The sequence below is a fragment of the Mycobacterium sp. genome (assembly GCF_049683355.1).
Classification (GTDB): domain Bacteria; phylum Actinomycetota; class Actinomycetes; order Mycobacteriales; family Mycobacteriaceae; genus Mycobacterium.
The window spans coordinates 1-7377 of the sequence record NZ_JBAUJB010000377.1 but is presented as its reverse complement, the minus strand read 5'-3'; the positions used below and the strand labels follow the sequence as shown (position 1 = coordinate 7377).

Genomic DNA, 7377 nt, shown 5'->3' with positions numbered 1-7377 from the left:
AGCTCGCGTTGCGGGACCACCTCGACGGGGCGCCGCTGCCCAAGCACATGGAGCCGACCGTCCCCGAGCTGACCAGGCCGGTCGAGTTGCTCGACGTCCCGCAGGGGTGGGGCCTCGGGTTCCACCTCTACCTGGTCGACCTGCCCGGCATGCGCAGCGCGGGCTCGGCTGACTGGTCGGGGCTGTTCAACAGCTTCTTCTGGATCGACCGCAAGGCGGGCATCGGCGCCGTCATCGCGACGCAGCTACTGCCGTTCTTCGGCGACAAGATGGTCGAGACGATCCTCGGATTCGAGGCCGCGGTCTACGCCGAGCTCGCCGCTTGACGTTCAGGCTGCGCTGACGGCGCGGATTCCGCGCGAATTGACGCCCTCATCGCAGTCTGAACGTCAGCGCTGGAGCCGAATCAATGCGCTGACGCCCGTTGACGCGTTCCGTCGGCGTCGGGACGCGGGTCTACTCGAGCTGGTTTCCGTATCGTCGCGGGTTGGCGGGGGTCGCATCTTCCTTAGTGTGGGGCGGAAGTGGCGATCCTGCCCCTCGGTATCGGTTCTCCTCGCGCAAATCGGACAGGTGTTGGGGCAGACCGTCGCGAGGAAACCCGAACCACCAGATGGCGTCCGTATCGCTGGGGTGGCGGAACGACGACGACGGTTGGTTCTCCTCGAAGTCCACCAGGTAGTAGTACCGGGCCGCCTCGTCGACATTCAGCCAAGGGCCAGGGTCGATGATGGATTCGGTGGTGTCACGCGCCAGTCCCCAAGTTCGATCCGATGGCGGCGCCGTGTACACCAGGTACAGCTTGGTTTCGGCGGTCCAGGCATGAGAGACAAGATAGGGGCCTTGCCCCTGGGCATTGGCTTCCTCGATGCGCTGCAGCAGCTTTCGCAGTACCTCCGCGGCGAACTCCGCACCTCCGGTGTCAGTTGATGGGCACATTGTTGTTCACCCAAGGTGGCGTCAACGTCCAGCCTGGTCGGACTTCGACCACTCCGCTGCCGCCTGTCAGCGGATACATCGAAATGACCCCCTTCTGCCCGCCGCCGGGAACGGCGGGGTTGCCCTCGTTGATGTTCGCCACAATCCTCATCGTGACGCTTTCTCCAGTGTCCTGGCAATCAGGTATCCCCAGAAATCCGCGCGAACAGTGCACGCGGTTGATGGGCACCTCGTAGACCAGCGTGCCGCCGTCGTTGCTGATCGGCCGACTGTGTGAAACGAGGTCGGTGAACACATTGGGATTCACCAGGTGATGCCTCCAATACGCCTTGTCCCACCCGAAGCCTCTCTGACTGTTCTCGTCGTAATAGCCGCGCCGCAGGACGACATGGTTGCCGTCGAGGTCGGTCGCCTCGGCGATGACTTCATTGATCGGGTACTCCGAGAGGGGAGGCGCCTGCTTGAAGTCGACGGCTTGAATAGCGTCCTCGGCCATACCGCCGAACCTCTGACCTGCGCCCAGTTCGTGATACCGAGCTCCAATGGTGCGGATTCGTTCACCAACGACACCAAGTTCCCCATCAGCCCGGATCATGACGTCGCTGATCTGAGCTAGTCCTCGGGCTGAGATTGCGGCGAGCATGTGTCGGCCCGCTTGGTTGTCGGGCACGCTGGCAGCGGCAGCAAGAACCCATCGGCGTACCGAATCGAGTTCACGGCGACCGGCGGTAACGATCTGCGCGGACTGATCGATCTGTCTGGCCAATTGCTTATCGAGGGTGGCTATTTCGCCGACCACGCGCTGGTGCTCGGAGTTGACGGCGCCATATCGGGTCGCTGCAGCGCCGGACCAGTGTCGCTGCGGGTCTGCTCCGTCCAAGGTGGATCTGAGTTGATTCAATCGAGAACTCTGGTCGAATCCTTCGCCGGAGCGTGGGACACCCTCGCCAAAGGTAGTCCGAGCACGTGTCCATGTCGCTAGGAAGGCGTCAACCGTGCTCACCTTGTGGGCCCCGCCGACATTCGCTCATTATCGCCGAGCCGGAACAGCCCTAGTGACGGAACTTTCTCGCAGCCGTCTGCGGGATAACAGCAGGCCGGTCGTGGTCCGCAAGCAGTCTGGGACCGTGGGGGCCGTCTGAACAGACTTCTAAACCCGCAGGAGCTGATACACGCCGAAGCCCGGACGCCGGCGTGTGTCACGCCGGAGACGGCGGGTCGAGTGAATTGCAAACGCGGTCTCAGAAGCCGGATGTCGGATGCTGCGGTGCGGCTGCACTGGTCCCACTAGCCTGAGACTGTGCTGGCTATCCCTACCCTGAAGTTCAGCTACGGCAATCTATTGCTCGCCCGACTCCGCGAACTTGGCTCGGCCACTGTCGAGGAACTTCTCGGGAACGATCCTGCTCAACTCTTCAAGTCCGACGGTCCGTTCGAGAACCCCGAGAGGCGCGCCCGCGACTGTCTCCGGTTCGCGCGGATGCTCGACCTGGTGGTGGAGGACGAGCGCAGGTGGAAGCTCACCGAATCGGGTATCGCGTACGCCGAGAATGTGGAACCGGGCGAACCTTGGATTGTTAGTGACATCCAGGCTGGCATCCTCCGTGACCGGCTATTTGGTGGTAGCGCCGAGCTGGCTGAGGACGTTCGGATTGCACTTCGCGTTGTTCGTGACTTGCCCGCCGGCTTTTCGAATGACGATTTAGGGCGCGAGCTTGCTGAGCAAGCGAACACCGGCCAGTGGCAAGCGGACCGGACCTTCGAATCGCAGGGGGCTCGTTACCGAGAACTCCTCATCGAGAGTGGGCTTATCGATAGGAACGGAGATCTCACCACCGCGGGGGTCAGCTTTCTTGGACGACAGGCTTCGGTCTGGTGGGTGAATCAAGGCGCCACCTACACAAAGGAGCGTGATGGTGGGTTCCTTTGGGCGCCGATGCTGAACAAGGCGGGCCGCCCGCAGTACCACTGGGACACGATGGATGAGGTTCGGGAAGGTGACGTTGTCCTGCATTACAGCAATGGCTCGTTGCGGGCCGTAAGCCATGTAGGCGCAGCTGCGAGGCCGGCGCCGAATCCGCTGGGCGACCAAACCTGGGAGGAGGCAGGCCGGCTGGTCGAGACGCAATACCAGGAGCTCAATGAGCCGGTCGCACTTGCCGCGATCGATGAGGGTGCACGAATCAGGCAGGGTTCGCCATTCACAGTCTCTGGATCTGTCCAGCAGGTCTATCTCGTTCGGTTGGAGGGAGATTTCGTGAGCGAACTGACGCAGCGGTTCGCCGAGCTTGCGGCGAACCTACCTTTGGTCCCAGTCGCTACGCATACCACCCCGGCATCGCCGGAGGCGCCGACGCCGGCCGAATTGTTTCGTGACTTTGCCGCCGCAGTCGAGGCCTCTGGACTCCGCTTCCCAACAGGCTCGAACCTCGTCCGATCCTTCATAAGCAGTCTGCTTGCCAAGCCTTTCGCGATCCTGACAGGACTCGCCGGTTCGGGCAAGACCCAGCTCGCGATGAGACTCGGTGAATGGTTCGGCACAGATGAACACGGACGTCATCGTCACGTCGTTGTGCCTGTGCGGCCTGACTGGACGGGACCGGAATCCATCTTCGGGTACGAAGATGCGCTACGTAGGTCCACGTCTGGGGCGCCGGTGTGGTTCGTTCCCGAGGCGTTCGAGTTTGTTCTTCGCGCTGCGAACGATCCCGAGCACCCGTACTTGCTGATCCTGGACGAGATGAACCTGGCCCACGTCGAGCGGTACTTCTCGGACTTTCTCTCCGGGGTCGAATCGAGACGTCCGGTTTTGCCGGATCTGGTCGTCGATGACCCATCTGGTCAGTGGGTTTTGCGTGACGCAGAAACGCAGAGGCTGCCGTTGCCGCGGAACCTTTTTGTTGTCGGCACCGTGAACGTAGACGAGACCACATACATGTTCTCGCCAAAAGTTCTCGACAGGGCATTCACCTTCGAGTTCCGGGTGACCTCCGATGAGCTCGACGCAGAGCTTCGGCGGCCCATTGCCGCGCCGGCGGGCGAGAATCGGCGCGTGCGTGCCTTCGCGTCGCTGGCCGAAAGCGACGATTGGCAGCGAGAGCATCCTCATCCGGCTCGCGATGAGATTGTGTCGGCGCTTCGAGAGGTGCACGCGATTTTGGCTGACGCCAATCAAGAGTTTGGGCACCGAACGCTGTACGAGATCCTGCGGTTCTGCGCGTACTTAGCAGCGACTGGCGACACCGATGGTGACACCGCACTCGACCTCGCAATGATGCAGAAGGTTCTGCCGAAGGTGCACGGGTCGCGACGGAGAGTCGAGCCGGTTCTCGCTGCTCTTGCTTCCCTGGCTCAAGGGAGCGGTCCGGTTCCGCGGCTGCCTGTCACGCTTCACAAGATCGGCCGCATGATCGAGTCCGTGCGCGCGAATCAATTCGTCAGCTTCGCTGAATAGCCATGCCCCAAGACTCGATGCAGCTCCTGCTTCGAACGGACGACGGCCAGGTCGTCGGTGATCTGTTTGTCGCTAACCTTCCGGGTCGGCAGGATTTTGCGGTCTCGGCGCGCGGCGACATCACGTTGCGTGAATCTGCGACCTACCGCTACGAAATACGGCCTGCCGCCGCGAACGTAGAACATGTAGAAGTTGAGCCGCGCGAGCTTTTCGATCCCGATGATGCGAGTTGCAAGCGAGGACGGCTAAGCCCCGGCCAAGCCGTGGGGCGTCTCCGGATCCAGGTTGCTGATTGCGCGACGGAGCTAGTAGGGACGACCGATGTCGACGTTCTGGCCGTCAAGCTGGATCACGAGACCGAATATCGCCAAATGTTGATGGACATCTCCTCATTGGCTGCTGAAGCAGTGTTGCAGGGATTCGCGCCCAGCATGTTGGATCTTGCGCCGAGCGAGCTGCCCGCCGAACTGCTGTACCTCCGCTTCGCGATGATCGCGGCATATCTGCAGGACCCGTTATTCGAGGCTGCGATGGCGAGGGTTACCTCACAGCCACACCGCACCTGGGTGTCTGAGCGAGAGATCCGCCCGATTGGATCACCGTTTCCAGCAGGGGCGGCCTTTCGCCGCGCAGTTTGTGCACCCGGACGGCGGGTGCCCTGGGTAGGCGGGTCGGCCCAAATCACTTCTCTGCCTGCTGTTCTGACGCGTGATCGCACCGAGGCGAGCGTCGATAACGCAGCCAATCAGTTCGTCAAGTTCGCTCTAGAGCGCTGGCGAGCCGTCGCTTTGGAACTCGTGGACGTGTTGCGGCGGGCCTCCCAGAATGTCGAGTCAGGACCGCTGCGCCGCGGGCAGCAGATCGCTGTTGACGTTGGTGACCAACTCGAAGAATATTTGGCGCACCCGCTCTTTCAAGACGTCAGCTCCTTGCGGCGAATGCCAATGTCGGACCAGGTGTTACTCAAGCGCGCGGGCTACCGCGAAGTCTTCCGGACCTTCGCGATGACCGAGTCGGCTCCCACCGTGTGCATTGATCGTCGGGATATGACGGACGTCTTCGCCGCTTCGCAACGCAACATCGCAACGCTCTATGAGTTCTGGTGCTTTCTTGCATTGGTGGATTCACTAGGGCGCGTGTGCGGGGAAGATCAGACGGCGCGGGCCTTCACCGTCGTTGGCGATGGCATCTCAATGACTATGCGGGCAGGTGACGCGTCGAAGTTGTCGTGGTCGGTCCGGCGAGGAAATAGGCCACTTCGTGTCGATATCTTCTTCAATCGAACCTTCGCCAGTGCAGACGATCGACGGGGCTCATGGAGCCAAGCAATGCGCCCCGACTGCTCTGTGCGTATTCGTCCAGAAGGCAGCACGCCTCTGCGCGTGTCCGCGCAGGAGCTCGAGGTCTGGCTACACTTCGATGCGAAGTACCGCGTCGACAATCTCCTCGCCCAGCTAAAAACTGGCCCTGATTCGGACGAGCAGTTCGAGGAGTCGGCGACCTCTGGCCGTGCTAAGCGCGACGACCTGCTGAAGATGCACGCGTACCGCGACGCGATCTCGCGAACGGCGGGAGCGTACGTGCTGTATCCGGGATCAGAGATCAAAGACATCCGTCGACACCCGGGCTTCAAAGAGGTGTTGCCAGGCCTCGGAGCCTTTCCGCTGAGACCGAGCAGCGACGGCCTACCGTCCTCGTCGCAGGCCCTCGACCAATTCTTGAACGATGTTCTCACACATGTCGCGAGTCAGGTCACGCGTAACGAGCGTCATCGCTTCTGGACCGCGACCGTACATCGCCCTGGTGAGCCCACCCTCGAGTCGTCTCTGACAACGGACTTCCTGGACGAACCTCCAGCCGATACGAATGTACTTCTCGGCTTCGTCCGAAATTCTGAGCAGCGCAAATGGATAGAACGGGTCAGGCAGTACAACATTCGCGCAGGAGATCGGGCTGGCGCCGTCGAGATCGGCGGACGAGAGCTTGGCGCCAAGCTGCTTCTCTTGTACGAGAATCGGAACAGCGCACTGCACGTGGTGCGCGCTGCGAAGTTGGTGCGCTGGCGGCCAGCAACGGCAGCCGATTTGTTGGGGACTGGGTACCCCAGTCCCCGCGGTGTTCTCTACTTCGTGGCCGACCTCGAGTTCGTGGAACATCTGCCCACATGGGCCGACTCGATCGACCTGCAGATCCTGACGGCGGACGTCCGCAACGGGGCGCCGCATGTAGTGACGTGGTGGGACGTTATCCGCGCAGCATCGGCCATCGAACGCTGAGGTTATGGGGTGACTGGAACGCCAACCTCTGTAGCCGCCTTGCCGATCTCGGCCATTCGCTCCTGGCGATTCGGGCGGCATAGCTAAAGTGGAACAGCGCGGGACGAAGTGCTGCACCTGCCTTTGGCACTCGCAAATACGAGGGGAATCCCCGATTCCGTCGTCCCGGCGTGTGCAGCAGGCTGACAGGCAGCTGGGGCGTTCGGTGGAGTGGTCTCAAATGAAGGGCCTGACCGTGCAAGCGCGGTTCACAAGTTGAGGGACGATATGTTGATGGTCTATCGATTTTGCCAGCGCGTTCCCGAGTGACCCTTTTACAGACTGTGTCAGTGGTCTATTTTAGAGTGCGTCAACAGGTGGAGCTTGACAGTTGGACGCGGCGGTGTTGCCTATGCAGATGAGGTCAAGAAGCTTTGACATGAGTGTTTGCTGCTATGTCGGACTGGTGCGCAATAATCGCAAATTGACGGATGTGCTGGTTGGGCGTTCCGTCGGTACCTGTAATGGGTGCCTACTAAGCTAAGGGAGGGTGACATTGGCCGTCGAGGACGAGACCGACAACGACCGCTTGGTGCGTCGTGCGATCAACCTTTTCACCTTCCTCGGCCGCAGCCAGCAGCTGTTGGACAAGCCTGTCCGCACGGTGGACAAGTTCGAACGAGCGATGTGGCTCGGCGCCCTGCCCGACCATGAGGCGATCCAGTCCGC

At 61.5% G+C, this 7377-nt stretch carries 5 protein-coding genes; 3 read left to right on the top strand and 2 right to left on the bottom strand.

What is annotated here, in order from left to right; translation table 11 throughout:
- Positions 1 to 326: serine hydrolase (locus WA944_RS21630; protein WP_526647329.1), on the top strand; the 326-nt coding region annotated here is incomplete at its 5' end.
- A gap of 130 nt (positions 327 to 456) precedes the next feature.
- On the opposite strand, the gene WA944_RS21625 is transcribed toward WA944_RS21630, so the two are convergent.
- Both WA944_RS21625 and WA944_RS21620 read right to left on the bottom strand, forming a co-directional pair.
- Complete coding sequence (locus WA944_RS21625) at positions 457 to 939, bottom strand: hypothetical protein (RefSeq protein ID WP_526375081.1); 483 nt, start codon at positions 937 to 939, stop codon at positions 457 to 459.
- Complete coding sequence (locus tag WA944_RS21620) at positions 923 to 1942, bottom strand: EspA/EspE family type VII secretion system effector (RefSeq protein ID WP_526647328.1); 1020 nt, start codon at positions 1940 to 1942, stop codon at positions 923 to 925. Before WA944_RS21620 ends, WA944_RS21625 begins: the two co-directional genes overlap by 17 nt.
- Before the next feature lie 297 nt (positions 1943 to 2239).
- Here WA944_RS21620 and WA944_RS21615 point away from each other — a divergent pair, with 297 nt between their 5' ends.
- Both WA944_RS21615 and WA944_RS21610 read left to right on the top strand, forming a co-directional pair.
- Positions 2240 to 4393: an McrB family protein gene (locus tag WA944_RS21615; RefSeq protein WP_526373821.1), complete on the top strand. Its 2154-nt coding sequence runs from the start codon at positions 2240 to 2242 to the stop codon at positions 4391 to 4393.
- Positions 4394 to 4395: 2 nt separating this feature from the next.
- A complete protein-coding gene (locus tag WA944_RS21610) occupies positions 4396 to 6669 on the top strand; it encodes a DUF2357 domain-containing protein (RefSeq protein ID WP_526373822.1) in 2274 nt (757 codons plus the stop codon).
- Positions 6670 to 7377: the final 708 nt, after the last annotated feature.

Excerpts from the sequence above, each read along its gene's own strand:
- WA944_RS21625 (WP_526375081.1), bottom strand. The coding sequence starts at position 939 with ATGTGCCCATCAACTGACACCGGAGGTGCGGAGTTCGCCGCGGAGGTA.
- WA944_RS21610 (WP_526373822.1), top strand. The coding sequence starts at position 4,396 with ATGCCCCAAGACTCGATGCAGCTCCTGCTTCGAACGGACGACGGCCAG.